General features: G+C 68.1%; 25 protein-coding genes. 21 read left to right on the top strand and 4 right to left on the bottom strand.

The window, feature by feature from the left end; genetic code table 11:
• Positions 1-24 precede the first annotated feature (24 nt).
• The 10 genes from EOW66_RS00910 to EOW66_RS00865 all read left to right on the top strand — a co-directional run bounded on the left by EOW66_RS00910 (position 25) and on the right by EOW66_RS00865 (position 9054).
• Entirely contained in the window at positions 25-702 is a 678-nt protein-coding gene (locus tag EOW66_RS00910; protein WP_128154117.1) for an RraA family protein, read from the top strand.
• Complete coding sequence (locus EOW66_RS00905; protein ID WP_128154116.1) at positions 699-2213, top strand: ABC transporter substrate-binding protein; 1515 nt, start codon at positions 699-701, stop codon at positions 2211-2213. Before EOW66_RS00910 ends, EOW66_RS00905 begins: the two co-directional genes overlap by 4 nt.
• Positions 2214-2265: 52 nt before the next feature.
• Positions 2266-3186 (top strand): ABC transporter permease, encoded by a 921-nt coding sequence (locus EOW66_RS00900; protein WP_128154115.1) that lies wholly within the window; start codon positions 2266-2268, stop codon positions 3184-3186.
• Positions 3186-4049 carry an ABC transporter permease gene (locus tag EOW66_RS00895; protein WP_128154114.1) on the top strand — a complete coding sequence of 288 codons (864 nt, stop codon included), beginning with the start codon at positions 3186-3188 and terminating at the stop codon, positions 4047-4049. Before EOW66_RS00900 ends, EOW66_RS00895 begins: the two co-directional genes overlap by 1 nt.
• Entirely contained in the window at positions 4046-5023 is a 978-nt protein-coding gene (locus tag EOW66_RS00890) for an ABC transporter ATP-binding protein (RefSeq protein WP_128154113.1), read from the top strand. Before EOW66_RS00895 ends, EOW66_RS00890 begins: the two co-directional genes overlap by 4 nt.
• A complete protein-coding gene (locus EOW66_RS00885; protein WP_128154112.1) occupies positions 5020-5988 on the top strand; it encodes an oligopeptide/dipeptide ABC transporter ATP-binding protein in 969 nt (322 codons plus the stop codon). The genes EOW66_RS00890 and EOW66_RS00885 overlap by 4 nt, the downstream gene beginning before the upstream one ends.
• Positions 5989-6223: 235 nt before the next feature.
• Positions 6224-6940, top strand: a complete 717-nt coding sequence (locus EOW66_RS00880; RefSeq protein ID WP_128154111.1) for a transporter substrate-binding domain-containing protein — start codon at positions 6224-6226, stop codon at positions 6938-6940.
• A gap of 27 nt (positions 6941-6967) precedes the next feature.
• Positions 6968-7636, top strand: coding sequence for an amino acid ABC transporter permease (locus EOW66_RS00875; RefSeq protein ID WP_128154110.1), 669 nt, complete (start codon positions 6968-6970; stop codon positions 7634-7636).
• Entirely contained in the window at positions 7633-8274 is a 642-nt protein-coding gene (locus EOW66_RS00870; protein ID WP_128154109.1) for an amino acid ABC transporter permease, read from the top strand. Before EOW66_RS00875 ends, EOW66_RS00870 begins: the two co-directional genes overlap by 4 nt.
• An 18-nt stretch (positions 8275-8292) precedes the next feature.
• Entirely contained in the window at positions 8293-9054 is a 762-nt protein-coding gene (locus EOW66_RS00865; RefSeq protein WP_128154108.1) for an amino acid ABC transporter ATP-binding protein, read from the top strand.
• A gap of 121 nt (positions 9055-9175) precedes the next feature.
• Here the strand turns inward: EOW66_RS00865 and EOW66_RS00860 are convergent, their stop codons facing one another.
• The 3 genes from EOW66_RS00860 to EOW66_RS00850 form a co-directional block, all read right to left on the bottom strand.
• Positions 9176-9607: a RidA family protein gene (locus EOW66_RS00860; protein WP_128154107.1), complete on the bottom strand. Its 432-nt coding sequence runs from the start codon at positions 9605-9607 to the stop codon at positions 9176-9178.
• 131 nt (positions 9608-9738) lie between these two features.
• Positions 9739-11637, bottom strand: coding sequence for an ABC transporter ATP-binding protein (locus EOW66_RS00855; protein ID WP_206363650.1), 1899 nt, complete (start codon positions 11635-11637; stop codon positions 9739-9741).
• Positions 11634-13418 (bottom strand): ABC transporter ATP-binding protein, encoded by a 1785-nt coding sequence (locus EOW66_RS00850; RefSeq protein WP_128154106.1) that lies wholly within the window; start codon positions 13416-13418, stop codon positions 11634-11636. The genes EOW66_RS00855 and EOW66_RS00850 overlap by 4 nt, the downstream gene beginning before the upstream one ends.
• Positions 13419-13749: 331 nt before the next feature.
• On the opposite strand from EOW66_RS00850, the gene EOW66_RS00845 reads away from it, so the two are divergent.
• From EOW66_RS00845 to EOW66_RS00825, 5 genes are all read left to right on the top strand, one after another.
• Positions 13750-14610 (top strand): ABC transporter permease, encoded by an 861-nt coding sequence (locus tag EOW66_RS00845; protein ID WP_206363649.1) that lies wholly within the window; start codon positions 13750-13752, stop codon positions 14608-14610.
• Entirely contained in the window at positions 14607-15383 is a 777-nt protein-coding gene (locus EOW66_RS00840; protein WP_128154104.1) for an ABC transporter permease, read from the top strand. Before EOW66_RS00845 ends, EOW66_RS00840 begins: the two co-directional genes overlap by 4 nt.
• Before the next feature lie 73 nt (positions 15384-15456).
• Complete coding sequence (locus EOW66_RS00835) at positions 15457-16497, top strand: ABC transporter substrate-binding protein (RefSeq protein ID WP_206363648.1); 1041 nt, start codon at positions 15457-15459, stop codon at positions 16495-16497.
• A 65-nt stretch (positions 16498-16562) separates the two neighbouring features.
• Positions 16563-17183: a cupin domain-containing protein gene (locus EOW66_RS00830; protein WP_128154102.1), complete on the top strand. Its 621-nt coding sequence runs from the start codon at positions 16563-16565 to the stop codon at positions 17181-17183.
• Complete coding sequence (locus tag EOW66_RS00825; protein ID WP_128154101.1) at positions 17173-18237, top strand: ABC transporter ATP-binding protein; 1065 nt, start codon at positions 17173-17175, stop codon at positions 18235-18237. Before EOW66_RS00830 ends, EOW66_RS00825 begins: the two co-directional genes overlap by 11 nt.
• 30 nt (positions 18238-18267) lie before the next feature.
• Here the strand turns inward: EOW66_RS00825 and EOW66_RS00820 are convergent, their stop codons facing one another.
• Entirely contained in the window at positions 18268-18519 is a 252-nt protein-coding gene (locus EOW66_RS00820) for a CBU_0592 family membrane protein (RefSeq protein WP_128154100.1), read from the bottom strand.
• Positions 18520-18720: 201 nt separating this feature from the next.
• On the opposite strand from EOW66_RS00820, the gene EOW66_RS00815 reads away from it, so the two are divergent.
• The 6 genes from EOW66_RS00815 to EOW66_RS00790 all read left to right on the top strand — a co-directional run bounded on the left by EOW66_RS00815 (position 18721) and on the right by EOW66_RS00790 (position 26787).
• Complete coding sequence (locus EOW66_RS00815; protein ID WP_128154099.1) at positions 18721-19638, top strand: LysR family transcriptional regulator; 918 nt, start codon at positions 18721-18723, stop codon at positions 19636-19638.
• A 130-nt stretch (positions 19639-19768) separates the two neighbouring features.
• Positions 19769-21322 carry an ABC transporter substrate-binding protein gene (locus EOW66_RS00810; RefSeq protein WP_128154738.1) on the top strand — a complete coding sequence of 518 codons (1554 nt, stop codon included), beginning with the start codon at positions 19769-19771 and terminating at the stop codon, positions 21320-21322.
• Complete coding sequence (locus tag EOW66_RS00805; RefSeq protein ID WP_128154098.1) at positions 21322-22281, top strand: ABC transporter permease; 960 nt, start codon at positions 21322-21324, stop codon at positions 22279-22281. The genes EOW66_RS00810 and EOW66_RS00805 overlap by 1 nt, the downstream gene beginning before the upstream one ends.
• Before the next feature lies 1 nt (position 22282).
• Positions 22283-23113 carry an ABC transporter permease gene (locus EOW66_RS00800; RefSeq protein ID WP_128154097.1) on the top strand — a complete coding sequence of 277 codons (831 nt, stop codon included), beginning with the start codon at positions 22283-22285 and terminating at the stop codon, positions 23111-23113.
• Entirely contained in the window at positions 23110-24705 is a 1596-nt protein-coding gene (locus EOW66_RS00795) for an ABC transporter ATP-binding protein (protein WP_128154096.1), read from the top strand. Before EOW66_RS00800 ends, EOW66_RS00795 begins: the two co-directional genes overlap by 4 nt.
• A gap of 72 nt (positions 24706-24777) precedes the next feature.
• Entirely contained in the window at positions 24778-26787 is a 2010-nt protein-coding gene (locus EOW66_RS00790) for a CocE/NonD family hydrolase (RefSeq protein WP_128154095.1), read from the top strand.
• Positions 26788-26839 lie beyond the last annotated feature (52 nt).

Below are 26839 nucleotides of genomic sequence, written 5' to 3'. Positions count from 1 at the left end.
GGGGCAGCCGGAACCGGAGATGCCATGCCCCCCGCCCTTTGCCCCGATCTGAGCGCGATCGAGACCGCCACGCTTGGCCATTTCCTCACCGAAGGCTTCATGGCCCCGGCAATCCAGGCGCTGATCCCCGACCGGCGCATCTGGGGCCCGGCGCTGACCGTGCGGCTGCCGGGGGTCGACGGTTCGGCCCTGGTCGAGGCACTGTCGATCGCCGCGCCCGGCGAGGTGATCGTCATCGATCGCTGCGGCGATCTGCGCCACGCCTGTTTCGGTGCGGTGACCGCGCAGGCCGCGGTTGCGCGCGGCGTCGCGGGGGTGGTGATCGACGGGTTCGTGACCGATCTGTCGGCGCTTCTCGCGCTCGGTCTGCCGATCTGGTGCCGGGGGCGCTCGCCGGTCACCACGCGCAACCGGCAGATGGCCGGTCATGTCGGGGGAACCGTGACCTGTGGCGGCTCGATGGTGAGCCGTGGCGACATCATCCTTGCCGATGAAAGCGGTGTGGTGGTTCTCGATCCCGCCACGGTGGCCGAGAACGCCGCCATCGCGCGCCAGATGCAGCATGCCGAAATCGACATCCTCCGCCGGCTGAAGGCGGGGGAAACCCTGAAGGCGATCCAGGCCGAAACGAAGCCCGACGACGACGGGACGCGGCGCAGCCTTCTGAACCTGAGCTTCCGTCAACAGAGAGGACAACCATGACCCTATCCCTGACGCAGATCCTGCTTTCGGGCGCCGCAGTCGCGATGCTGGCAACGCCGGTGCTTGCCGACAAGGCGAGCGACACGCTGAACGTCGCCTTCTCGCTCGAGCCTGAACCGCTCGACACCTACAAGATCGCCGGCCGCGAGGGGCTGATCCTCGCCCGCCACGTCTATGACGGCCTGCTCTACAAGGACATGGACAGCGGCACCTTCAAGGGTCTTCTGGCCGAAAGCTGGAGCCAGCCCGACCCGCTCACGCTCGAGTTCAAGCTGCGCCGCGACGTCACCTTCCACAATGGGGCGGCGTTCACCGCCGATGACGTGGTCGACACGCTGAGCACCGTCATCAAGCCCGATTACGGCACGCGCTACGCGATTTCCGTCGACTGGATCGCGCGCGTCGAAAAGGTGGATGACTACACCGTCCGCATCCACATGGCGAAACCCTTCGCCGGCGCCTTCGAGATGCTGGCGGGCTCGCTGCCGATCTATCCGCATGCCTATTTCGACACGGTCGGCTCTGCCGGCATGGCGAAGGCGCCGGTCGGCACCGGCCCCTATCGGCTGGTCTCGCAGGAACCCGGGGTGAAATACGTCCTCGAACGCTGGGACGGCATCTACCCCGAAAGCCCGAAGGCCGGGGCGCAGATCAAGACGATCGTCGTGCGCACCATGCCCGAGCTGAACACCCAATATGCCGAGCTGATGTCGGGCAAGCTCGACTGGATGTGGCGGATCCCGCCCGATCAGGCCGACCGGCTGGCGTCGCGCGTCCAGGTCGTTTCCGCGCCGATCATGCGGATCTCCTTCCTCAACCTCGCGCCGGTCGCGGCCAGCGGAGACACGCCGCTGAAGGATGTGCGGGTGCGTCAGGCGGTGGCCCATGCGATCGACCGCGAAGCGATCACCCGCGCCTTTGCCGGCGGGGCCTCGGAGGTGCTGAAGGCGTTCTGCAACCCGGCGCAGTTCGGCTGCACCGATGCGGTGACGCAATACGCCTATGATCCGGACAAGGCGAAGGCGCTGCTGGCCGAGGCGGGCTACAAGGACGGGCTGAGCCTGCCGATGACCTTTGCCGCCATGCCGCGCCCGGTTGCCGAGGCGATCGCGGCCGATCTGGCGAAGGTGGGCATCACCGTCCAGCTCGACGAGCTGCAATATGCGGCGGGTGTCTCGAAATGGCGCGAGCGGCAGGCGCCCGCGTTCTTCTCGAACTGGGGCAGCTATGGCGTGGGCGATGTGGCCTTCCTGCTGTCGAACTTCTTTGGCGGCGGCGCCGACGATCTGGTACAGGATGCCGAGCTGAGCGGCTGGCTGCACGAGGCCGATACCGCGACCGATCCGACGCTGCGCAAGGCGGATTACGCCAAGGCGCTCTCGCGGATCGCGGACGAGGCCTGGGTCGTGCTGATGTACAGCTTCAACGTGAACTACGGCCTGTCGAAAGACCTGTCCTTCACGCCCTACCCGGACGAGTTCGCCCGGTTCTGGCAGTCGTCCTGGAAGTGACCCTTCCGACCCAGCACGGGGGGAGCTTCCCCCCGGTCGCCAGGAGGTTTTCATGCTTGTCTATCTGTTGCGCCGCCTCGCGGTGGCGCTGTGCGTCTGCGTGGCCGTCTCGGCGCTCAGCTTCGGGCTGATGTTCGTTGTCGGTGACCCCGCCGTCGCCATCGCGGGTGCAGGCGGCTCGGCCAGGGACGCCGAGGCGATCCGCCACGCCTATGGCTTCGACCGCCCCTATGTGGTGCAATATCTCGGCTGGGTCGGGCATGTGCTGCGCGGCGATTTCGGCCAGAGCATCTATTTCAACATGCCGGTGACCGAGATCGTCCGGGCGCGGCTGCCGGTGACGGCGATCCTCGGGGTGCTGTCCTTCACGCTGGCGCTGGTCGTGGCGGTGCCGCTTGGCATCGTCGCGGCGCGCAAGCCCGGCGGCCTCACCGACCGGCTGGCGCTGCTGCTCGCCGTGACCGGCCAGGCGGTGCCGAGCTTCTGGCTCGGACTGATGGCGATCGTCGTCTTCGGCGTCTGGTATGGCCTCGTTCCGACCTCGGGGGCGGACACCTGGCAAGGTTACATTCTGCCGGTGGTGGTGCTGGCCTATTCGGCGATGCCGGCAATGATGCGGATCACCCGCTCCGGGATGATCGAGGTGCTCGGCACCGATTACATCCGCAGCGCCGAGGCCAAGGGGCTGGCGACGTGGCAGGTGATCGTGGGGCACGCGCTGCGCAACGCCATCCTGCCGCTGGTGTCGCTGGCCGCATTGCAGCTCGGGGTGCTGCTGTCCGGCTCGATCGTGATCGAGAGCGTGTTCGCGCTGAACGGGCTCGGGCGCCTCGCCTGGGAGTCGCTGCTGCGCGCCGACCTGCCGGTGGTGCAGGCCGTCATCCTGATCCTGTCGCTGGTCTATGTGGTGCTGACCACGGCGGGGGATCTTGTCAATGCGTGGCTCGATCCGCGCATCCGGGGAGCGCGCTGATGGCCGAGGAAGTGATGCGACCCGCCCTGTGGCGCAGGGGGCTGCGCAATGTGGCGCTGATGAGCGGCGGCGGCGTTGTCGTGCTGATGGTGCTGGTCGCGGTGCTCGCGCCGCTGCTCGCACCGCATGACCCCTATGCGCAGGACCTGACGCGGCGCCTGCTGCCGCCGTTCTGGATCGAGGGCACGGACCCCGCGCATCTGCTCGGCACCGATCATCTCGGTCGCGACTACCTGTCGCGGCTCATTTACGGGGCGCGGATCTCGCTCGGCGTCGGCTTCGGCGTGGTTCTCGTCTCGGGGCTGATCGGGATCTCGCTCGGTCTGGTGGCTGGCTATTTCGGCGGCCACACGGACATGGCGATCAGCTTTATCATCACCACTCGCCTGTCGCTGCCGATCGTGCTGGTGGCGCTGGCCGCGGTCGCCTTTGCCGGCGCCTCGCTTACGACGCTGATCACGGTGCTCGGGCTCCTGCTGTGGGACCGTTTCGCCGTCGTCTCGCGCGCGGCGGCGCAGTCGCTGCGCTCGCGCGACTTCATCAAGGGGCTGCGCGCGATCGGGGCAGGCCAGGCGCGGATCCTGTTCCTCGAATTGCTGCCGAACATGCGCGCCGCGCTGATCGTGGTGATGACGCTCGAGGTGGCGAACGTGATCTTGCTCGAGGCGGCGCTGTCCTTCCTCGGACTCGGGGTGCGCGCGCCGACGCCGTCCTGGGGGCTGATGATCTCGGAGGGGCGCGACAACATCCTGTTCGACCCGTGGCTGACCGCGCTGCCGGGGGCGGCGCTGTGCCTGCTGGTGCTGGCCGTCAACCTGCTGGGCGACGGGCTGCGCGACATCACCGGAGGACGGCTGAAATGACCCTGCTCGATCTGCAAGACCTGCATGTCGCGATCCCGACCGAACGCGGGCTGCTGAGCGCCGTGCGCGGCGTCGACCTGCGGCTCGCGGCGGGCGAGACGCTGTGCCTCGTGGGCGAATCCGGTTGCGGCAAGTCGCTTACCGCAATGACGCTGATGGGGCTTGGCCCGAAGACCGCACGGACCCGGTCCGGGCGCTTCACCCTGCTCGGGCAGGAGATGGCGGGACGCGGGCGCGCGGCGTGGAAGACGTTGCGGGGCAGGGGGCTGTCGATGATCTTCCAGGACCCGATGACCTCGCTCAATCCGACGCTGACGGTCGGGCGGCAGCTGACCGAGGGGGTGATCCACACCGAGGGGCTGACGCGACGGGCGGCCGAAGCGCGGGCGATCGAGCTTCTCGAGCGCGTCGGCATCGCCCGCGCGGGGCAGCGGCTCGGGCAGTATCCGCACCAGTTCTCGGGCGGGCAGCGGCAGCGGCTGATGATTGCCATGGCGCTGATGAGCCAGCCGAAATTCCTGATCGCCGATGAGCCGACAACCGCGCTCGACGTCACCATCCAGGCCCAGATTCTGAGCCTTCTGGCCGGGTTGCAGCGCGATCTTGGGCTGGGTCTGCTGCTGATCACGCATGACCTCGGGGTGGTCGCGGCAATCGCCGATCGGGTGGCGGTGATGTATGCCGGGCGGATTGTCGAGGAAGGCCCGGCCAGCCGGATCTTCCGCCGTCCGGCCCATCCCTACACCGCCGGGCTGATGGCGGCGATCCCGGTGCCGGGGCGCACCCCGCGCGGCACGCCGCTTCCGGCGATCCCGGGGCGGGTGCCGGGGCTGATCGAACCGATCGCCGGCTGTGCCTTTTGCGAGCGCTGCGCCCGGGCGGAGACGCTTTGCGCCGCCCGCCCGCCGTCCGACGTTGCCCTGCCGGACGGCCGGGTGGAATGCCACTTTCCTGCGATGGAGATCATGCAATGACTTGGGCAACCCACGTTCCTGCGCTGGAACTCGAGCATGTGGGCAAGCGCTTTCGCGTCTCGCAGGGGATGTTCCGGCGCCCCGCGACGCTGACCGCGCTGAGCGATCTGTCGCTGAAGGTGATGCCCGGCGAGACGCTGGGGCTGGTGGGCGAGTCGGGTTGTGGCAAAAGCACGGCGGTCAACGTCATGCTGGGCCTGCTCGCTCCGGACGAGGGGCGGGTCTTCCTCGATGGGCGCGAGATCGGCACCTGGCCGCTGGCCGAGCGGGTGCGCCGCATCCAGCCGGTGTTCCAGGACCCCTATTCCTCGCTCAACCCGACGCGGCGGGTGGGCGAGCTCGTGGCGCAGCCGCTGCGCCTGCACGGGCGCGGCACCGACCCCGGGCCGCGGATGCGCGAGATGCTCGACCGCGTGGGGTTTCCGGTGCGGCTTGCCGATGCCTATCCGGCCGAGCTTTCGGGTGGCCAGCGTCAGCGCGTCGCCATCGCCCGTGCGCTGATCGCGCGGCCGAAGGTGCTGATCTGCGACGAGCCGACCTCGGCGCTCGATGTGTCCGTGCAGGCGCAGGTCATCAACCTGCTTCTGGAGCTGCGGGCGGAACTCGGGCTGACGATGGTGTTCGTCAGTCACAATCTCGCCGTGGTCGAGCATCTCGCCGATCGGGTGGCGGTGATGTATCTGGGCGAGAAGGTCGAGGAGGCGCAGGTTGCGCCGCTCTTTGCCGCACCGCGCCATCCCTACACCCGCGCCCTGCTCGGCGCGACGCTGCGGCCCGAGCCGGGGGCGGCGCTGCCCGAAAGCGGGCTCGGAACGGCGAGCGCCGATCCGCTGCATCGCGGGCCGGGCTGTGCCTTCGCACCGCGCTGTCCGATGGCCAACGATGTCTGCCGCCAGGCTCCGGTGCCGATGCACAGGCACGGCCAGCACCTGGCCCGCTGCCTTTGCGCCGGCGCCCCCGCCTGAGGAGAGAGAACGCGGTGGTGACTGGCCTGCGCCTGCGCCCGACGCTATGACAGCCATAAATCCGCGACCACCGTCGGGCAGGACGTCCGGGCGCGAAAGCTGCAGATTGACGTTCAATCAAAACAAACCTCACGACAGGGGATATCGATGATCTTCACCTCCCCGTTTCCGCGCCCTCGCTCTTGCCGCGACCGCCACGCTCGCAGCCTTCTGCGGTGCCGCCAGTGCCGACGAACTGGCCGATATCAAGGCCGCGGGCGTCATCAACGTCGGCATCTTCCCCGACTTCCCGCCGTTCTCCTCGGTATCGACCGACATGAGCACGATCGGCTATGATGTCGATGTCGCGACCGGCATCGCCAAGGCCCTGGGGGTCAAGGTGCATCTGGTGCCGGTGAACGGCCAGAACCGCATTGCCTTCCTGAACGACAAACGCATCGACATGCTGATGAGCGTCGGCTGTTCCGACGAGCGTGCGAAGGTCATCGGCTTTGCCGAGGCCTATGCCCCCTATTACATCGCCGTCATCGGCCCGCAGGCGACGAAGATCGAGGGGCCGGCCGATCTTGCCGGCAAGTCGATCGCGGTCAACCAGGGCACGCTCGAGGACAGCTCGCTGACCGAGGCGGCGCCCGAAAGCGCGACGATCCGCCGGTTCCCGAATTACAGCGCGGTGATTCAGGCCTTCATCACCGGCCAGACCGATCTGATGGCGGTGGGCAACAACGTCGGTGCGCAGGTGCTTGCAAAGCAGGCCGCGCTGCAGCCCGAGGAGAAGTTCCAGCTGATGTCCTCGCCCTCGCATATCGCGGTGCGCAAGGACGAGACGGCGATGATCGAGGCGGTCAATGCCGCGGTGCAGGCGATGATCGACGACGGCTCGCTGAACGCCGCCTCCGAGACCTGGCTGAAGACGCCGCTGAAGGTCGAAAACCTGAAGCCCGCCGAGTAATCGGCCGGATCCGGCGGCGAAAGACGCATGGCCAACGGTCTGGATTTCGGCTGGCTGGAGACCGGTTTCCGCGCCCTGCTCGAGGGCGCGGGGATGACCCTCTGGCTCACCGTCTGCTCCACCCTCCTGGGGCTTCTCATCAGCGTTCTCGGCGCCGCCGCGCGCCGGGGCCGGATCGGCTGGCTGCGTGCGGCGGTCGGGCTCTATGTCGAGTCGATCCGCAACACCCCGTTCATCGTCCAGCTGTTCTTCATCTACTTCGGCCTGCCGAGCGTCGGGATGAACCTCGACCCGATCCTGGCGGCGGTGATCGCAATGACGCTGAACGTCGGCGCCTATGCGACCGAGATCGTCGCCGCAGGCCTTGCGGCGGTGGGGGCCGGGCAGCGCGAGGCGGCACAGGCGCTCGGCCTGCGGCCGCGCATCGTCTTCGTCAAGGTGGTGCTGCCGCAGGCGCTGGCGGTGATCTTCCCGGCGCTGGCAAGCCAGGTGGTGATCATCATGCTCGATTCCGCGGTCGTCTCGCAGATCTCGGTGCGCGAGCTGACGATGCGCGCGAACCTGATCCAGAGCGAGACCTTCCGCCCGTTCGAGACCTTCCTCGTCGCCGCGGCGCTCTATCTCGGGTTGTCGGTCCTGCTGCGGCGCGTGCTGAATTTCTGTGCAAGGCGCTATCTGGGGCCGGGGCTGTCATGATCGAATTCACCCTGTGGGACCTGCTGCGCAACCTGCTGTTCGCGGCGCGCTGGACGCTGCTGCTCTCGGCTGCGGCCTTCATCGGCGGGATGATCGTCGGGCTGGTGATCCTGTTCGCGCGGATCGCGTCGCGGCGGGGGCTGCGCCGCGTGGCCTATCTCTATATCGAGATCTTCCAGGGCACGCCGCTGCTGCTGTTCCTGATCTTCTTCGGCCTGCCGCAATTCGGCCTGCGCATCGAGCCCTGGATGGCGGCGGCGCTCGGGCTGACGATCTACGCCTCGGCCTATTTCGCCGAGATCTGGCGCGGCGGCGTCGAGGCGCTGCCCGAAGGCCGGTGGGATGCCGGCGCAAGCCTTGGCCTGACCCGGTGGCAGGAGCTGCGCCTGGTGATCCTGCCGCAGGCTTTCCGCATCACGCTCGGGCCCACGGTCGGTTTTCTCGTCCAGCTCATCAAGGCGACGGCGCTGGCCTCGATCCTCGGTTTCGAGGAGCTGGTGCGCACCGCCGACGCCCTCAACAACGCAACGTTCCAGCCGTTCCGGGGCTATGGCCTCGTTGTGCTCCTCTATTTCGCGATGTGCTTCCCGCTGACCCGCTGCGCGAAATGGCTCGAAACCCGACAGGCGGGCGCCTGATCTCCGAAAGGAAAGCCGATGGCCAACAGGATGCAGATCTCGGACGAAGTCGTCGTGCAGATCGAGACCATGAACAAGTGGTACGGGGCGTTTCATGTGCTGCGCGACGTCAATCTGACGGTGAACCGGGGCGAGCGGATCGTCATCGCCGGGCCCTCGGGCTCGGGCAAGTCGACGCTGATCCGCTGCATCAACCGGCTCGAGGAGCACCAGTCGGGCAAGATCATCGTCGACGGCACCGAGCTGACCTCGGATCTGAAGAACATCGACAAGGTGCGCTCGGAAGTGGGGATGGTGTTCCAGCACTTCAACCTGTTCCCGCATCTGACGATTCTCGAGAACTGCACGCTGGCGCCGATCTGGGTGCGCAAGGTGCCGAAGAAGGAAGCCGAGGAAACCGCGATGCATTTCCTCGAGAAGGTGAAGATCCCCGAGCAGGCGCACAAGTATCCGGGCATGCTCTCGGGCGGGCAGCAGCAGCGCGTGGCGATCGCGCGCTCGCTGTGCATGCGGCCGCGGATCATGCTCTTTGACGAGCCGACCTCGGCGCTCGACCCCGAGATGATCAAGGAGGTGCTCGACACGATGATCGAGCTTGCCGAGGAGGGGATGACGATGCTGTGCGTGACGCATGAGATGGGGTTCGCGCAGGCGGTGGCGAACCGGGTGATCTTCATGGCCGACGGCCAGATCATCGAGCAGAACAACCCCGTCGACTTCTTCAACAACCCGCAGTCGGAGCGGACGAAGCAGTTCCTGAGCCAGATCCTCGGGCATTGAGCCCGGGGCAGGCGGAAGGAGGCGCTGCCCCCTCTGCGCCTTCGGCGCATTCACCCCCGAGGTCTTTGGGCCAAGAAGAAAGCCATGCAGGGGGAACGCCACGGGGCAAGGTCGGGTCGTGTCAGATCTGGACGGTTCCGTCCGGCGCGCGATCCACAGGCCGGAGCACCGGGGCGATGCATTCGATTTCGATGGCGAAGTCCGGCCATGTATTGATCGCGACGCAGGTGCGTGCGGGGAAGCCATCGGGGAAGTAATCCCTGTAGACCGCGTTCATCGCCGCGGCGAAGGCGTTGTCTGCGAGATAGACCGTGGCCTTCACCGTTTGCGACAGCGACGAGCCGCCGAAGTCGAGCGTGAAGGCGAGGGCCTCCAGGGCGGCCCGCGTCTGCGTGGTGATGTCGCCGCGCACGATCTCGCCGCTGTTCAGGTCGATCGGCGGCATGCCGCAGGTGTAGAGCATGCCGCCGGACCGGACGAGCGCCGAAACCGGGGCTCCGAGACGTCTCAGACCGGCAGAAATCACCGGCACGTCAATGATGGTCCTGTCCATGCGTGTTCCTCATCTTTTCCGGCAGCTTAGCCCCCTCGGCGACGCCATGCATCCTGCTTCCCTCGGAAGGCCTGATCGCTGCCATTATGCGAATATGCGAAACGATCGGGGCAGCGGCTCTGCCGGGGCGTCTATCGCGGCGGAGACGGCCGGGGGGCGGCCGGCGCGGTCTGGCTCTCCGGCTCCTGCGAAGACGGCCGCGGCGCCACCATCCCGCCTTGCTGGAGCGCCCAGTAGCCGCCCTTCAGCGCCATCAACGCCTCATGCGTGCCGGTCTCGCGCACGGTGCCTGCCTCGAGGTAGACGATCAGGTCGGCGTCGCGGATGGTCGACAGCCGGTGCGCGATGACAAAGCTCGTCCGGCCCCGGCGCAGTTCCGTCATCGCCTGCTGGATCAGCATCTCGGTGCGGGTATCGACCGAGCTCGTGGCTTCGTCGAGGATCAGGATCGGCGTGTCCAGAAGGAAGGCGCGGGCAATGGTCATCAGCTGGCGCTGCCCCTGCGACAGCGTTGCGCCGGCATTTTCCAGCACGCTGTCATAGCCCGCCGGCAAGGTGCGCACGAAATCGTCGACATGGCAGCGCCGCGCGGCCGCGATCACCGCCTCGCGGCTGCTTTCGGGACGGCCATAGGCGATGTTGTCGTGGATCGTGCCGGTGAACAGCCAGGTATCTTGAAGCACCATGGCGATCGCCCCGCGCAGTTCGGTGCGGGAGAGGCGGCGAATGTCGATCCCGTCGAGACGGATCGCGCCGCGGTCGATCTCGTAAAAGCGCATCAGCAGGTTGACGAGCGTGGTCTTGCCCGCCCCCGTCGGGCCGACGATGGCCAGCGTCTGGCCGGGCCGCGCCTCGAGGCTGACATCTTCGAACAGGGGCTGGTCGGGCCGGTAGCGGAAGCCCACGCGCTCGAAGCGCACATGCCCGCTGACCGGCTGCGGCAGATGCTCGGCCGCGGCATCGTCGGGCTCGATTTCCGGCGCATCCAGCAGCGCGAACACCCGCTCGGCCGAGGCCAGCGCGGATTGCACCTGTGCGGCCATGCTGCCGAGCTGGGAGACCGGCTGGCCGATCTGCCGGATATACTGGATGAAAGCCTGCAGCTCGCCGAGGCTCAGCGTCCCGGCGAGCACCCGCAACGCCCCGGCGACCACCACCGCGACATAGGCAAGGTTGGTGACGAACATCGTCGACGGCTGGATCAGGCTGGCAAAGATCTGGGCGGCCATGCTGCTTCTGGTCAGCGCCCAGTTCTGGTCCGCGAACCGCGCTTCGATCCGCGACCGCGCGCCGAAGACCCGCACCAGGGCCTGGCCGGTGAAGCTTTCCTCCACCGTGGCGTTCAGATTCCCCGTCTCGCGCCACTGCGCGGTGAATTGCGGGCGCGCGGCACCGGTGAGAAGCCGGCTGAGCCAGGTGGACAGTCCGATTGCCGCTGCGGCGATGGCGGCAAGCGGCAGCGACAGGAGGGTCATCATCGTCAGCACGCCGACGACCGTCAGCAGCATCAGCATGATCTGGCTGGCGACCTGCTGCAGGTTCTGGATCACGTTGTCGATGTCGTTGGTGAACCGCGACAGGATCTCGCCGCGGGGCTGCGCGTCGAACCAGTTGAGCGGCACCCGCGCGAGCTTTTCCTGCGCCCGGTGGCGCAGGTCGCGGCCCAGCACCTGCACCACCTCGTTGATCAGCCGGGCCTGAGCCAGATTGAAGGCGGACGCGGTGAGATAGATCGCCGCCACCCGCAAAAGCTGGTGGACCAGCGCGGCCCGGCTGTAATCGGCGCTGACCAGAAGGTCGGTCGCCTTGCCAAGCTGCCATGGCCCCACCGTGCTGGCCGTCACGCTGCCGATGCTGAGGAGGACGGAGGCGAGCAGGAACCAGCGGCCGCGGCCGAAGGCCTGCCAGATCCGCCGGGCCGCGCCCGCCGCGTTCTTCGGCTTTTCGCCGCCAAGTGCCGCTCCTGCGCCGCGCATGCCGGGAGTGCGGCGCGGTGCGGCGGCCGGGCGCAGATCGCCATCCCCGCTCATGCCGCGTCCTCGGCGAGGCCCTGCTGCGTGCGCACGATGTCGGCATAGATCGGGCAATCCGCCAGCAGCGCGGCATGCGCGCCAAGCCCGACGATCCGGCCGAGGTCAAGCACCAGGATCCGGTCCGCGTCCCGGATCGAGGCGACCCGCTGGCTGACGATGACCGTGGCAGCATGGCCGGTGGCCTGCCGGAGCGCGGTCCGCAGCCGGACATCCGTGGCCTGGTCGAGCGCGGAGAAGCTGTCGTCGAAGAGATAGAGGTCGGCATCGCAGGCCAGCGCCCGCGCGATCGCCAGCCGCTGCCGCTGGCCGCCGGAAAAATTCGTGCCGCCCTGTGCGACGGGCGCCTGCAGCCGGTCGGGCAGGGCCCGGACGAAATCGGCGGCCTGCGCGATGTCGAGGGCCCGCCACAGCGCGGCCTCATCCGCATCCGGATTGCCGAAGCGCAGACTCTCGGCGACGGTGCCGGAAAAGAGGTAGGATTTCTGCGGGACGTAGCCGATCCGGCCGGCGAGCGTTTCGGGGGCGATGGCCCGCAGGTCGATCCCGCCCAGCCGGACCCGCCCGATCGTCGGATCGTCCAGCCGGGCGATCAGGTTGATGATCGTGGACTTGCCCGAGCCGGTGGCGCCGATGATGCCCAGAACCTCCCCGGGCCCGACCTCGAAGGTGATGTCTTCGAGAACCAAGGCTTCGGCGCCGGGATAGCCGAAGCTGACGCCCTCGAAGCGCAGGGGCAGGCCGCTGCCCCGCGCGGGCAGCGGTTCGGGATGGGCGGGCGGGGCGACGGTGATTGCGGTTTCAAGCAGGGTGGTGATCCGCCGCGCGCTGACGAGCGCGCGCGGCAACATCACGATCAGCATCCCCATCATCATCACGGAGATCAGGATCAGCGAGACATAGGACAGGAAGGCGATCAGCGCGCCGATCTGCAGGCCGCCCGTGGTCACCCGGTCCGCGCCCACCCAGATCAGCGCCACCGAGGCGAGCTGCATTACCGCGGTGACCGCGGGCATGATCGTCACCATCAGCCGTCCCGCCCGAAGTGCGGTGTCCGTCAGCCCGGTATTGGCGGTCGCGAAGCGCCGCGCCTCGCGCCCCTGCTGCATGAAGGCGCGGATCACCCGGATGCCCTCGATCTGTTCGCGCAAGATCGCATTCACCCCGTCGATCTGTCCCTGCATTCGCTGGAACAGCGGCGTCGCGCGCAGGGTCAGAAACCCGATGATGAGCGCCAGGATCGGCACCACGACCAGCAACAGACCCGACAGCTGCACGTCCTGGCGCGCGGCCATGAAGGCGCCGCCGATCCCCATGATCGGTGCGATCACGATCATCGTCAGCGACATGATCAGCATGGTCTGCACCTGCAGCACATCATTGGTGCAGCGGGTGATGAGCGAGCCGATGCCGAAGCTCTGGACCTGCGCAAGGGCAAGGCGGTGGACCTTGTCGAAGATCTCGGAGCGGAGGGCCTGACCGACCCGGAAGGAGATCCGGGCGCCCAGCACGACCGCCGTGACGCTGAGCAGCAGCTGCGTCAGGGCGGCACCCCCCATCAGCCCGCCGTAGCGCAGGATCACGTCGGGCGCCTTGGCAAGAATGCCCCGGTCGATGACATCGGCGCTGAAGCCGGGCAGCAGCAGCGACGCCGAAACCTGTCCGAGCTGGCACAGCAGCAGCACCAGCAGCGGCCCGCGATGCGATGCGAGCCGGGCTGTCCAGCGCTTCGCCGTGCCTGCCGGCGCTGCGAGGGGGGCGGGGGACGTGTTTGCGGTCATGGTCGGCCTGTTCGCATGCAACCGACGTCGTCCGGTATCGGACGGGGGCGGCTTTCCAATCTATGTACCGGATCTCGCGGAATTGAAACGCTGTCGGTGCGTCGGTCACGTTGTCCGGGGCGCGGCTTGCCCGTCGCCGGCCTGCGCCCCGGATGCCCGGTCCGGTCGCGCGCGCGCCTCGACCTCGGGCGGCGCCGGGGCAGGGCGGCCGCCGCGGACCATGGGATTTGACAGAAATGAAAATGGCTCATACATTTTCATAAATCAGAAAAATACAGATCCGGTTTCCGATTCTCCGCCGAGATCTTTCCGACAAGGGATGGGAGAGACGATGCGACGACTGGCAAACGGGGCAGGGTTCCTGTCTGCGATGTCACTGCCGGGGGCGCTGGTCACCTTCGGGCTGGTGATCTTCGCGCTCGCGCTCGTGCTGGGGCTTGGGTTCCGGGTGAATGACCAGGGGCTTCTCCTCGGGCCGCTGACGCTGGGTAATTTCGCGCAGATCCTGACCGATCCGCTCTATGCACGGGTGATGCTGCGCTCGCTGTGGATTTCGGGGCTGGTGACGCTCGCCACCGTCGTCACCGCCTATCCGGTCGCCTGGTATCTGGCCTTCCGTGCCGGCAAGCATCGCGGCCTGCTGCTGTTCCTCGTCACCTTGCCGTTCTGGACAAGCTACCTGCTGCGCGTCTTCGCCTGGAAGATCGTGCTGGCCTACAACGGCGTGCTGAACTCGGCGATGATCGAGCTTGGCCTGTGGGACAAGCCCTCGATGATGTTCCTCAATAACCCGGCGGCGGTGGTGCTGACGCTCGCCCATGCCTATGCCCCCTTCGCGATCCTGCCGATCTATGTCGCGCTGCAGACGATCCCGGCCTCGCTGCTCGAGGCGGGGGCGGATCTCGGCGCCACGAAGGCGCAGCTGTTCCGCCGCGTGGTGCTGCCGATCTCGATGCCCGGGGTGCTGGGCGGCGCGCTCGTGGTCTTCGTGCCGACGCTGGGCGACTATGTCACGCCCTCGATGGTCGGCGGCCCGGCCAGCACGATGATCGGCACCCTGATCCAGGCACAGTTCGGCAAGGCCAACGACTGGCCGTTCGGTGCCGCACTCGCCACCGCCACCATGCTCGTCATCCTGATCGCCGTCGCGCTGGTGCGGCAGGCCGATCGCCGCTGGGGGAGCCGGACATGAAACAGGGCCGTCTGCTGCCGCTCTACATCGGCGCCTATATCGTTTTCCTTTACCTGCCCGTCGCGCTGATCCCGCTGTTTTCGTTCAACGATTCGATCCAGGCGGCATTTCCGATGAAGGGGCTGACGCTCGAGTGGTATCGCACGCTGCTGCAAACCCCGGCGATCGGGCAGGCGCTGAAGAACAGCCTGGTCATCGCCCTCGCCGCGGCCAGCATCGCGACGCTCTGCGCCACCACGATCACCTATCTCGAGGTCTTCCCGCGCCCCGTGCTGTCGCGGCTGATCGGGGTGCTGGCGCGGCTGCCGATCCTCATTCCGGGCGTGATCGTCGGCATCGCGCTGCTGATCCTCGTCAATCTCGCCGGCCTCGGCCCCTCGCGGATCGCGATCGTGCTGGGCCATGTGCTGGTCTGCCTGCCCGCGGCCGTCACCGTGCTGCGCGCGCGCTTTGCCGCGATCCCGCGCTCGATCGCCGAGGCGGCGGCCGATCTTGGCGCCTCGGATTTCACCGTGTTCCGCCGCGCCGTGCTGCCGCTCGCCTGGTCGGCGATCGGCTCGGCCTTCACGCTCTCCTTCCTCACCTCGTTCGACGAGTTCATCGTCGCCTATTTCCTCGCCGGAACCGAGCCCACCCTGCCGCTCTACATCTGGAGCCAGCTGCGCTTCCCGAAATCGCTGCCGGTGGTGATGGCGCTTGGCGCGCTGATCCTGCTGGTCTCGGTGCTGCTTGCGGGGCTGGCGGAACTGCTGCGCCGGCGCAGCCGGGTCTGAGCCGGCGGAACGGCCGGGAAATCCCCGGAAAGACAATAAAACAAAGACAGACAACGACATGGAGGTCACACCAATGAAGAAGACGCTGCTCACCCTGACGCTTGCGGCCGGGGTCGCGACGCCCGCGCTCGCCGAGGACAAGCTCAGCTATTTCACCTGGTCGGGCTATGAGCTGCCCGAGTTCAGCCAGAGCTTCCTGAAGGCGCATCCCGACGCGCTCGAGACCTCGGTCTTCGGCGATGACGACGACGCCTTCACCAAGGTCAAGGCGGGCTTCCACCCCGATGTCGCGCACCCCTGCTATGACAAGATCGCGCGCTGGAACAAGGAAGGCCTGCTGCAGCCGATCGACACCACGCGGATCAAGAACTGGAACAATATCTTCCCGGTGCTGCGCAACCTGCCCGACATCCAGGCGGGCGATGGCAAGGTCTGGATGGTGCCGTGGGACTGGGGCAATACCTCGGTGCTCTACCGCACGGACATGGTCGCGCCCGACGCCGAGCAGAGCTGGAACATGCTCTGGGATCCGCAATATGCCGGCCGCCTCGCGACCATCGACGCGGTGCATGACACGCCGGTCGTCGCGGCGCTGCTGGCGGGGGTGAGCCCCTTCGACATGGATGCCGAGGGGCTGAAGAAGGTCGAGGAGAAGCTGCGCGAACAGCGCCCGCTGCTGTCGAGCTACACCACCGACATGACCTCGGTCGAGCAGTCGCTGGCCTCGGGCGAGCTGGTCGCGGCGATGACCTGGAACGCCTCGGCGGTGGCGCTGAAGAAGCAGGGCGTGCCGGTCGAGTTCATGAACCCGAAGGAGGGGATGCTGACCTGGACCTGCGGCTTCGTGCTGCTGAAGGACGCCAAGAACGTCGATCTCGCCTATGAGCTGATCAACAGCCGGCTCGAGCCCGACTCGGGCAAGGCACTGATTGAGAACTACGGCTATGGCGCCTCGACCGCGACCGCCTTCGCCGAGGTGCCGCAGCAGGAGCTCGACGCGCTGAAACTGCCCGCCGATCCGCAGACGATGCTGTCGACGACGGTCTTCACCGGGCCGATGAAGCAAAACGACGAGCTCGCGAAGATGTTCGAGCGGATCAAGGCCGGCGGCTGAGCAAGGCCAGGAACGGGGCGGGGGCCGGCGGCCCCCGTCCGCAGCCGGACAGTGAAAAGAAAGAGATGATGGGTCAGGACAATTCCACGGAAGCCGCCGAGGCCGCGCGCGACGAGCGCCTTGCCGACATCATGGTCGGGCGGCGCCTGCGCGCGCTGAGGCTCGAGGCGGGGCTGTCGCTGACCGAGCTTGCCGGGCAGGCGGGGATCTCGGTGGGCGCACTCAGCCAGATCGAGCGCGGCGTCTCCTCGCTCCGGGTGCGCACGCTCTGGCCGCTCGCCACCGCGCTTGGCGTCGATGCCGCGCGGCTGCTCGAGGACAGCGCGGAGAGCAACGACATCTACTGCGTGCGCGCGGGCAACCGGCGCGACATCCCGGTGCATTCCGAGGGGGTGCGCAAGCAACTCCTCTCCCCGCCCGGTGCCGCGCTCACCGGCATGCTGGTCGAGATCGAGCCCGGCGGCGGCACCGCCGAGGCCTATTCGCATCAGGGCCACGAGTTCGGCTTCGTGATGCAGGGCTCGGCGCAGCTGGGGATCGACGGCACCACCTATCATCTGCGCACCGGCGACAGCTTCGCCTTCCGCTCGCTGCTGCTGCATTCCTTCCGCAACGACGGGGAGGAGCGCTGCCTCATCATCTGGATCAATGCCACCAAGAAATCGGAGGTGCGCGATGACGAATGACCCGCTCCTGAGCCTGCGCAAGGTCAGCAAGATCTTCGGCAACGGGCATTACGGCCTGAAGGACATCGACCTTGATATCGCGGCCGGCGAATTCGTCAGCCTGCTCGGCCCCTCGGGCTGCGGCAAGACCACGACGTTGCGGGTGGTCGCGGGGTTCGAGGCGGCAAGCGCGGGGCAGATCCTGCTGGGCGGCGCCGAGATCGGCCATCTGCCGCCGAACCGCCGGCCGGTGAACACGGTGTTTCAGGATTACGCGGTCTTTCCGCACATGGACGTGGCCGAGAACGTGGCCTTCGGGCTTTCGGTGCGCGGCACGCCGCGGGCCGAGATCCGCCGCAAGGTCGGCGAGGCGCTCGATCTCGTGGGCCTTGCCGACAAGGCGAAACGCCCGGTTTCGGCGCTGTCGGGCGGGCAGCGTCAGCGCGTGGCCTTGGCGCGCGCGATCGTCTGCGAGCCGCAGCTGCTGCTGCTGGACGAGCCGCTCTCGGCGCTGGATGCGAGCCTGCGCGAGCAGATGCAGATCGAACTGAAGAACCTGCAGTCGCGGCTGGGCACCACCTTCGTGATGGTGACCCATGACCAGACCGAGGCGCTGTCGATCTCCGACCGGATCGCGGTGATGCAGGGCGGCGTGATCGAGCAGATCGCTTCGCCGGCCGAGCTTTATGACCGGCCCGCCACCCGTTTCGTCGCGGGCTTCATCGGCACGATGAACCTGCTGCCGGGCAAGGTCTCGGCCGATGGCCGGCTCGAGGTGCCGGGCTCGAGCCTGCCGATGCCGGCCGAGGCGCATGGCTTTGGCGCGGGCAGCGCGGTGGTGCTGGGCCTGCGTCCCGAGGATCTGGAGATCTCGACCGCCAGTGCCGGCATCCCGATCCGGGTCGAGAACGTGGTCTTCCACGGCCGCAGCCTGCGGGTGATTGGCCGGATTGCCAGCGGCGAGGAGATGATCCTCGACGTGCCGCGCTCGGCCGCGGCCGAGCTTCCGGCCGAGGGGGCGAGTGCGGTGCTGCGCCTGCGCACCGGCGCGGTGCCGGTCGTGCTGCCGGCCTGAGCCCGGTCCGGTCTTCGCGAGCGGTGCGCCTCAGGCGGCGCGCCGCGGCGGCGCCGCGTTGCGCAGGAAGCCCACCACGGTGAACAGCAGCCACGCGCCTTGCGACACGAACGCGCCCAGATTCCATTGCCAGAACAGCGAGCTGATCAGCGCCAGCGCGCCGATCACGTTCAGCAGCGCATAGCGCCCGTCGCGGACGGAAAGCCGCCCCATCTGCAGCAGCGCATAGGCGCCAAGGTAGGCTCCGGCCCCGATGAGGCCGATCAGGTCAGGCAGGCTCATGCCCGTCACTCCGAGAATGCCGGCATGGGGCCGGCAAGATGTCTTGCGCGGACCGCGAATGCGCCGCTGCGTGGCGCCGTTTTATCCCCGGCGGCGGAAAACGGAACGGGGGGCTTGCGTATAGGGGCATGATAAATTTTCATGGCATGGCGCGGACAGGTTTCGTGCCATTTCAGACCCCAGCCCCCAATCGAGGACCGCATGACGACCGGCCAGCGCATTCCCCCGCTCAACGCCCTGATCGCCTTCCAGACGGTGGCGCGCTGCGGCTCGATCTCGGCCGCGGCACAGATGCTGGGGCTGACGCAAAGCGGGGTGAGCCGGCAGATCTCGCGGCTCGAGGATCATATCGGCGCGGTGCTGTTCGAGCGCACCGCTTCGGGCGTGGTGCTGAACGCGCTCGGCCAGGAATATGCGCTGCATGTCGGGCAGGCGATGGATGCGCTCTCGGTGCTGGGCGAGGGGATGCAGGGCGCGCGCGACAGCCATCGCGTGGTGCTGGCCTGTTCGCAGGGCGTGGCCGATCTGTGGATCATGCCGCGGCTTGCCGCGCTGCGCCGCGATCTGCCCTGGCTCGAGCTGAAGCTGCGGGTGGACGAGAACATCTCGCAGCTGCGGCCCGACGAATACGATCTGGGGATCTATCACCGCCCGGTGCGGATGGCCGATTTCGTCATGCAGCCGCTCGGCCCCGAGCGGATGGTGCCGGTCAGCGCCCCGGGCCAGCCGCCGCTGCTCGAGATGGAGGCGCCGCTGCTGCTGACGATGGAGGAAACCTTCAAGGAATGGACGGATTGGGGCAACTGGCTGTTCAGCGCCGACGTCGCGCTGCCGCCTGACACCATGCGCTGGAAGATGGGCAGCTACCGGCTGGCGATCGAGGCCGCGATGCAGGGCATCGGCGTCGCCATGGGCTGGACCTGGCTGGTGCAGGATCTGATCGACGCCGGCCGGCTGGTCGAGGCGCATCCGCATCGGCTGACCGGGCAGGGACAATATTACCTGATGCGCTCGAGCCAGCGCCACCTGCGCCAGTCGGCCCGGCGTCTGGCCGACTGGCTGGTCGCCGGCAACCGCCACGGCACGGAGGTGGCCGTGCCGCAGGGGCAGGGCGCCTGACCGCCCGTCACGGGGGTATGACGGAAATTCATTTGCCCGCCGGGGCGGTTTCCCTAGGTTCGTGGAAACAACGAAGCGACCCCGGTCAGGGGCAGCAGCAGGGAGACGGCGCGAAAGCGTGCGGGGCAAGATGACGACACGAGGACAGGAATTTCAGATCGGGCGCCGCGGCTTGCTGGCCGGCGCCGCGGGGCTTTCGGCGCTGTCGCTGCTGCCCGGGCAGCTGCGCGCCGAGGATGCGCCGAAGCGCGGCGGGCTGCTGCGCATGGGCATCGGCGGCGGCTCGACCACCGACGATTTCGACCTGCGCAAGCTGAACGACTGGGTGCCGGTGAACCAGGCCTACATGGTGATGAACGGCCTCGTCGAGATCGACGCCGACAACATCGCCCGGCCCGAGCTGTTCGAAAGCTGGGAAGCGGGCGCGGGGGCGCTGGAATGGGTGTTCAAGGTGCGCCAGGGCGTGACCTTCCACAACGGCAAGGCGCTGACCGCCGATGACGTGGTCTATTCGCTGAACCTGCACCGCGGCGACAGCTCCTCGGCGGCGCGCTCGGTCGCGGCGGCCTTCGCCGAGGTGCAGAAGCTGTCGGAGCACGAGGTGAAGATCACCCTCGCCTCCGGCAATGCCGACCTGCCCTATGTGCTGTCGGACTATCACTTCCTGGTGGTGCCCGCGGGCTTCACCGACTGGATGAACCCGATCGGCACCGGCCCCTTCATCCCGGAAAGCATCGAGCCCGGCGTGCGCGCCCGCTTCAGCCGCAACCCGAATTACTGGAAGCCCGGCTGCGCCAATGTCGATGCGGTCGAGGTGATCGTCATCAACGACATCGCGGCGCGGACCAATGCGCTGATGTCGGGGCAGGTGCAGGCGATCAACAGCCTCGACTTCAAGACCGTCGACCTGCTCGCCCGCAACAAGACCCTGCAGATCGTGCGCTCGAAGGGCGGGCAGCACTACACCTTCCTGATGGATTGCACGCAGGCGCCCTTCACCGATGTGAACGTGCGTCAGGCGGTGAAATACGCGGTCAACCGTGAACAGCTGCTGCAGACCGCGCTTTTGGGCTATGGCACGCTTGGCAACGACCACCCGATCCCGGTCACCGACCGCTTCTTCAACACCGAGCTGGCGCAGCGCGCCTATGATCCGGAGAAGGCGAAGTTCTTCCTGAAACAGGCCGGCATGGACGGGCTGAAGCTGACGCTGCAAAGCTCGGATGCGGCCTTCCCGGGAGCGGTCGACGCGGCGGCGATCTATCGCACCGCGGCGGCGCCCGCGGGCATCGAGGTGACGATCCAGCGCGAGCCGGCCGATGGCTACTGGGACAATGTCTGGATGAAGGCGCCGTTCTGCATGTCCTACTGGGGCGGGCGGCCGACGGCGGACCAGATGCTGACCATCGCCTATTCCTCGGCCTCGGCGCAGAATGACACGCATTGGGCCAATGCCGATTTCGACCGGCTGCTGGGCGAGGCCCGGGCGCTGCTTGACGACCAGAAGCGGCGCGAGATCTATTGGGAGCTGCAGCGCATGATCCATGACGAGGGCGGCGCGATGATCCCGATGTTCGGCGACTATCTCGACGGCGTGTCGAAGAAGGTGAAGGGCGTGACCCCGCACCCGATGTTCAACCTGATGGGCGCCCGGCTCGCCGAAAAGGTCTGGCTGGACAGCTGATGGGCAAGCTGATCGTGCATCGTCTGGGGCTGGGGGTCGTGACCCTCGCCCTGGTGTCCGTGCTGGTCTTCGCCGGCACGGAACTCCTGCCCGGCGACGTCGCCGCGGCGATCCTGGGACAGAATGCGACGCCGGAATCCCTTGCCGCGCTGCGCGAGCAGCTCGGCCTCGATGCCGGGCCGGTGGCGCGCTACCTCGGCTGGGCCGCGGGCATCGTGCACGGCGATCTGGGCCTGTCGCTGGCGAGCCGGCAGCCGGTGGGCGATCTGCTCTGGCCGCGCTTTTGGAACACCATGGCGCTTGCAGGCTATGCCGCGGTGATCGCGGTGCCGCTGGCCGTCGGGCTCGGCATCGTCTCGGCGGCGGTCCGCGGCTCGCTTTTCGACCGGGTGGCGAATGTGGTGGCGCTGGCCACGGTGTCGCTGCCGGAATATTTCCTCGGCCTGCTGCTGATCCTCTTCGTCTCGGTGCAATACGGGCTGCTGCCCAGCCTTGCCGACACCTGGTCGGGGATGGGGCTTGCGGCCTGGCTCGAGGCGACCACCCTGCCGATGCTGGTGCTGGTGCTGGTCACCGTGGCGCAGATCATGCGGATGACGCGCACCACCGTGCTTGCGGTGATGGACCAGCCCTATATCGAGACCGCCTATCTCAAGGGCATGAAGAACGGCCGCGTCGTGCTGCGCCATGCCGCGCCGAATGCGCTGGCGCCGATCGTCAACGTCGTCGCCTTCAACCTGACCTATCTGATCGCCGGTGTCGTGCTGGTCGAGTCGATCTTCAACTACAACGGGCTTGGCCGGTTCATGGTCGATGCAGTGTCGAAGCGCGACCTGCCGATGGTGCAGGCGGCGGCGATGGTCTTTGCCGCGGTCTATGTCGTGCTGAATCTGGTGGCCGATGTCGCCGCGATCGCGCTGAACCCGCGCCTGCGCCATCCGCGCGCGAAGGAGGTCTGAGATGACCCTTCCGGTTTTCGGGCGGCTGCCGCTCTCTGCCCTGCTCGGGCTGCTGATCGTGACCGCCACCGCGGCGCTGTTCCTGTTCGGGCCGATGCTTGCCCCCTTCGGGCAGGAAGAGGTGCTGGGCACGCCCTTCGCCGACCCTTCGGCGGGCCATCTTCTGGGGCTCGACCAGAACGGGCGCGACATGCTCTCGCGGCTGCTTTACGGCGCGCGGATGTCGGTCGGCGTCTCGCTCGCGGCGGTGCTGATCTCGTTCTGCATCGGTGTGCCGCTCGGCTTTCTCGCCGCCCTCACCGGCGGCTGGCCGGATCTGGTGGGGGCGCGGCTGATCGACGTCATCATGTCGATCCCGGTGCTGATCTCGGCCCTCGTGGTGCTGCAGGCGCTGGGCTCCAGCCTGCCGGTACTGATCGGCACCATCGCGCTTTTGGACAGTACCCGGGTGTTCCGGCTGTCGCGGGTGGTGGCACAGGGCATCGTGGTGATGGAATATGCCGAGGTCGCCCGGCTGCGCGGCGAGGGGCTGTGGTGGATGCTGCGCCGCGAGATCCTGCCCAATGCGCTGCCGCCGCTGCTGGCCGAATTCGGCATGCGGTTCTGCTTCACCTTCCTGTTCGTCGCCGGCCTGTCCTATCTGGGCCTTGGCGTGCAGCCGCCCTTCGCCGACTGGGGCGGCATGGTGCGCGACAACCAGCAGGGCATTCTTTACGGCCTTTATGCGCCGCTGTTCCCGGCCGGGGCGATCGCGCTTGTCACCATCGGCGTCAACCTCGTCGTCGACTGGGCGCTGGCCGGCCGCACCACCGCGCAGGGGGAAAACCGATGAGCCATGTGCTTGAAATCCGCGACCTGCAGGTCGATGCGCCGAATGGCGCGGTGTTGCTGCACGGGGTGTCGCTTGATCTGAACCCGGGCGAGGTGCTCGGCCTGATCGGCGAATCCGGCGCCGGCAAGTCGACGATCGGTCTGGCCTCGATGGGCTATGGCCGCGGCGGCTGCCGGATCACCGGCGGCGAGATCCGCCTCGTCGGCACCGAGATGCGCGGCGCGTCGCGCCCCACCCGCGAGGCCCTGCGCGGCACCCGCATCGCCTATGTCGCGCAAAGCGCCGCCGCCGCCTTCAACCCGGCGATGCGGCTCGACACCCAGATCCTCGAGGTGCCGCTGCTGCACGGGCTGATGCCCGAGGCCGAGGCCCGCGCCTGGATGCTCGAGCTGTTCCGGGCGCTGCAACTGCCCGACCCCGAGCATTTCGGCGCGCGCTATCCGCATCAGGTCTCTGGCGGCCAGCTGCAGCGCGCGATGATCGCGATGGCGATGGCGGGCAAGCCCGACATCCTCGTGCTCGACGAACCGACGACGGCGCTTGACGTGACCACGCAAATCGAGGTGCTGGCGCTTCTGCGCGCGGTGATCCGGCGCTATGGCACCGCGGCGCTCTACATCACCCATGACCTTGCGGTGATCGCGCAGATCGCCGACCGGCTGATGGTGCTGCGCCATGGCCGCGAGGTGGAAACCGGGCCCACCGCCGCGCTGCTCGAGGCGCCGCAGCAGGACTATACCCGCGCCCTGGTGTCGGAGCGGCGCGAGAGCCTCGGCGCGGTCTCGGGCGCCCATCACCGCACCGGCAAGGTCTTGCTTTCGGTCGGAAAAGTGGATGCAAGCTATGGCCAGACGCCGGTGCTGCACGAGGTCTCGCTCGAACTGAAGCGCGGCGAGACGCTGGCAGTGGTGGGGGAATCCGGCTCGGGCAAGTCGACGCTGGCGCGGCTGGTGTCGGGGCTGTTGCCGCCGCGGGCGGGCACCGTCGCCTTCGACGGCGCGCCGCTGCCGCCGCGGTTTCGCGACCGGAGCGCGGCGCAGCTGCGCCGGATCCAGCTTGTCTATCAGCTGCCCGACGTGGCGCTGAACCCGCGCCAGACCGTGGGCGAGGCGATCGGCCGGCCGCTGGCGCTGTTTCGCGGGTTGCGCGGCAAGGCGCTGGCGGATGAGGTGGCGCGGCTGCTCGAGCAGATCAGCCTGCCCGCCGAGTTTGCCGAGCGCCTGCCCTCGGCGCTCTCGGGCGGGCAGAAGCAGCGCGTCTGCATCGCCCGCGCGCTTGCCGCCGAGCCCGAGCTGATGATCTGCGACGAGGTGACCTCGGCGCTCGACCCGCTGGTGGCCGAGGAAATCCTGCGGCTTCTGCGCAAGCTGCAGGACGAGCTGGGGATGACCTATCTTTTCATCACCCATGACCTCTCGGTGGTGCAGCGCCTCGCCGACCGGGTGATGGTGATGCAGAAGGGCCGGGTCGTCGAGACCGGCGAGACGGCCGCGCTGTTCGCCGATCCGCAGGACCCCTACACCCGCCGGTTGCTCGACGCGGTGCCGCAGCTGCGCACCGACTGGCTCGACGAGGTGCTGGCCGGGCGCTGACCCGAATTCCATCAAGATCCTGCAGGGGGCGTGCTGCGCCCCCCGTTTCCCGACATGCCTGCGGAGGGCAGAATGAACTTGGAAGTCATTGAAAACACGTGGATCACCCTGCGCGACGGCACCCGCCTCGCGGCCCGGATCTGGTTGCCGGAGGGGGCGCGGTCAAAGCCGGTGCCGGCGGTTCTCGAATACATTCCCTACCGCAAGCGCGATGGCACCCGCGGCCGGGACGAGCCGATGCACGGCTATTTCGCGCAAAACGGCTATGCCGCGGTGCGCGTCGACATCCGCGGCACGGGCGAGTCCGACGGGCACATGGCCGACGAATACCTGAAGCTCGAGCAGGACGACGCGCTCGAGGTGATCGCCTGGATCGCGGCGCAGGACTGGTGCTCGGGCAATGTGGGCATGATGGGCAAGAGCTGGTCGGGCTTCAACTGCCTGCAGGTGGCGATGCGCCGCCCGCCGGCGCTGAAGGCGATCCTGACCTGCTATTCCACCGACGACCGCTTCCGCGATGACATCCATTTCATGGGCGGCTGCCTGCTGAACGACAACCTGTGGTGGGGCTCGATCATGCTGGCCTATCAGTCGCGCCCGCTTGATCCCGAGATCGTGGGCGAGGGCTGGCGCGCGCGCTGGCTCGACCGGATCGCGACCTTGCCGTTCTTCCCGGCGCTCTGGACCGAACACCAGAGCTATGACGCCTATTGGAAGCACGGCTCGGTGCAGGAAGACTGGTCGGCGATCCAGTGCCCGGTGCTCGTCGTGGGCGGTTGGGCCGACAGCTACACCAACTCCGTGCCGCGGCTGCTGGCCAACCTGCAGGTGCCCGCGCGCGGGATCATCGGCCCCTGGGGGCATATCTACCCGATGGACGGCGTGCCCGGCCCGGCGATCGGCTTCCTGCAGGAGGCGGTGCGCTGGTGGGACCAGTGGCTGAAGGGCGTCGACACCGGGGTGATGGACGAGCCGCAGTTGCGCGCCTTCATCAACGACCCGGTCGCGCCCACCGGCACCCGCAAGATGCAGCCCGGCCGCTGGGTCGGCGAGGCGTCCTGGCCGAGCCCGGCGATCGCCGACCGGCTGTTGCACCTGCGCGCCGACGGCGCGCTGGCGGCGACGCCCGAGCCCTCGGACGCGGCGCTGCCGGTGCGCTCGCCGCAGGACCACGGCCGCGCGGCGGGCGAATGGATGGGCACCGGCTGCGATGGCGAGATGCCGACCGACCAGCGGCTCGACGATGGCGGCTCGCTGAACTTCACCACGCCGGTGCTCGAGGAGGCGATCGAGATCCTCGGCGCGCCCGAGCTGATGCTTGAGCTGAGCGCCGATGCGCCGGTGGCGCAGCTTGCGGTGCGGCTGTGCGACGTGCTGCCCTCGGGCGAGGTGCTGCGGGTCTCGTATCAGGTGCTGAACCTGACCCATCGCGACAGCCACGAGACGCCCGCGCCGCTCGAGCCCGGCAAACCCTATCGGGTCAGGGTGACGCTTTCGGCCTGCGGCCATCGCTTCCTGCCCGGGCACCGGATCCGGGTCTCGGTCGGCACCGCCTATTGGCCGGCGATCTGGCCCGCGCCGAGCGCCGCCACCGTCACCCTCACGCCGGCGGGTTCGACGCTCGCCCTGCCGGTGCGCGACCTTGAGGCGCCGCAGGCCGAGGTGCGTTTCGCGCCCCCCGCGCACGGGCCGCGCACGCCGATGACCCAGACCGACCCGGGGCTGATGCTGCGGCAGTCGAGTTTCGATCACCTGACCGGCGTCGCGACCTATGTCACCGAGGGCCGCGGTGGCCTCTTCGGCGAGGGCGTCGTGCGCTTCGACGAGATCGGCACCGAGCTGGAACACAACCTGCGGCGCGAGCTGACGATCCGGCCCGAGGACCCGCTCTCGGCGCGCTATGTCCTGACGCAAAGCTACGAGATGGGGCGCGAGGGCTGGCGCACCCGGGTCGAGACGGTGACCGAGATGACCTCGGATGCCACGCATTTCCACCTCAGCGGCCATCTGGTCGCGCGCGAGGGCGACAGCGAAGTGGCGCGCCGCGACTGGTCCGAGACCATCCCGCGCCATCTGATCTGAGGCGGGGGCCCCGGGGGCCGCGCCATTGCGGAAAGCCCGGCCGGTTCATCCC

The organism is Paenirhodobacter huangdaonensis (assembly GCF_004022465.1).
Lineage (GTDB): Bacteria > Pseudomonadota > Alphaproteobacteria > Rhodobacterales > Rhodobacteraceae > Rhodobacter > Rhodobacter huangdaonensis.
The sequence above is the reverse complement of the archived record's forward strand: the minus strand, read 5'-3'. Positions and strand labels throughout refer to the sequence as shown.

Bases quoted from the DNA above. Each gene is read 5' to 3' on its own strand.
- EOW66_RS00910 (WP_128154117.1), top strand. From the start codon at position 25: ATGCCCCCCGCCCTTTGCCCCGATCTGAGCGCGATCGAGACCGCCACG.
- EOW66_RS00905 (WP_128154116.1), top strand. From the start codon at position 699: ATGACCCTATCCCTGACGCAGATCCTGCTTTCGGGCGCCGCAGTCGCG.
- EOW66_RS00900 (WP_128154115.1), top strand. From the start codon at position 2,266: ATGCTTGTCTATCTGTTGCGCCGCCTCGCGGTGGCGCTGTGCGTCTGC.
- EOW66_RS00895 (WP_128154114.1), top strand. From the start codon at position 3,186: ATGGCCGAGGAAGTGATGCGACCCGCCCTGTGGCGCAGGGGGCTGCGC.
- EOW66_RS00890 (WP_128154113.1), top strand. From the start codon at position 4,046: ATGACCCTGCTCGATCTGCAAGACCTGCATGTCGCGATCCCGACCGAA.
- EOW66_RS00885 (WP_128154112.1), top strand. From the start codon at position 5,020: ATGACTTGGGCAACCCACGTTCCTGCGCTGGAACTCGAGCATGTGGGC.
- EOW66_RS00875 (WP_128154110.1), top strand. From the start codon at position 6,968: ATGGCCAACGGTCTGGATTTCGGCTGGCTGGAGACCGGTTTCCGCGCC.
- EOW66_RS00870 (WP_128154109.1), top strand. From the start codon at position 7,633: ATGATCGAATTCACCCTGTGGGACCTGCTGCGCAACCTGCTGTTCGCG.
- EOW66_RS00865 (WP_128154108.1), top strand. From the start codon at position 8,293: ATGGCCAACAGGATGCAGATCTCGGACGAAGTCGTCGTGCAGATCGAG.
- EOW66_RS00860 (WP_128154107.1), bottom strand. From the start codon at position 9,607: ATGGACAGGACCATCATTGACGTGCCGGTGATTTCTGCCGGTCTGAGA.
- EOW66_RS00855 (WP_206363650.1), bottom strand. From the start codon at position 11,637: ATGAGCGGGGATGGCGATCTGCGCCCGGCCGCCGCACCGCGCCGCACT.
- EOW66_RS00850 (WP_128154106.1), bottom strand. From the start codon at position 13,418: ATGACCGCAAACACGTCCCCCGCCCCCCTCGCAGCGCCGGCAGGCACG.
- EOW66_RS00845 (WP_206363649.1), top strand. From the start codon at position 13,750: ATGCGACGACTGGCAAACGGGGCAGGGTTCCTGTCTGCGATGTCACTG.
- EOW66_RS00840 (WP_128154104.1), top strand. From the start codon at position 14,607: ATGAAACAGGGCCGTCTGCTGCCGCTCTACATCGGCGCCTATATCGTT.
- EOW66_RS00835 (WP_206363648.1), top strand. From the start codon at position 15,457: ATGAAGAAGACGCTGCTCACCCTGACGCTTGCGGCCGGGGTCGCGACG.
- EOW66_RS00830 (WP_128154102.1), top strand. From the start codon at position 16,563: ATGATGGGTCAGGACAATTCCACGGAAGCCGCCGAGGCCGCGCGCGAC.
- EOW66_RS00825 (WP_128154101.1), top strand. From the start codon at position 17,173: ATGACGAATGACCCGCTCCTGAGCCTGCGCAAGGTCAGCAAGATCTTC.
- EOW66_RS00820 (WP_128154100.1), bottom strand. From the start codon at position 18,519: ATGAGCCTGCCTGACCTGATCGGCCTCATCGGGGCCGGAGCCTACCTT.
- EOW66_RS00815 (WP_128154099.1), top strand. From the start codon at position 18,721: ATGACGACCGGCCAGCGCATTCCCCCGCTCAACGCCCTGATCGCCTTC.
- EOW66_RS00810 (WP_128154738.1), top strand. From the start codon at position 19,769: ATGACGACACGAGGACAGGAATTTCAGATCGGGCGCCGCGGCTTGCTG.
- EOW66_RS00805 (WP_128154098.1), top strand. From the start codon at position 21,322: ATGGGCAAGCTGATCGTGCATCGTCTGGGGCTGGGGGTCGTGACCCTC.
- EOW66_RS00800 (WP_128154097.1), top strand. From the start codon at position 22,283: ATGACCCTTCCGGTTTTCGGGCGGCTGCCGCTCTCTGCCCTGCTCGGG.
- EOW66_RS00795 (WP_128154096.1), top strand. From the start codon at position 23,110: ATGAGCCATGTGCTTGAAATCCGCGACCTGCAGGTCGATGCGCCGAAT.
- EOW66_RS00790 (WP_128154095.1), top strand. From the start codon at position 24,778: ATGAACTTGGAAGTCATTGAAAACACGTGGATCACCCTGCGCGACGGC.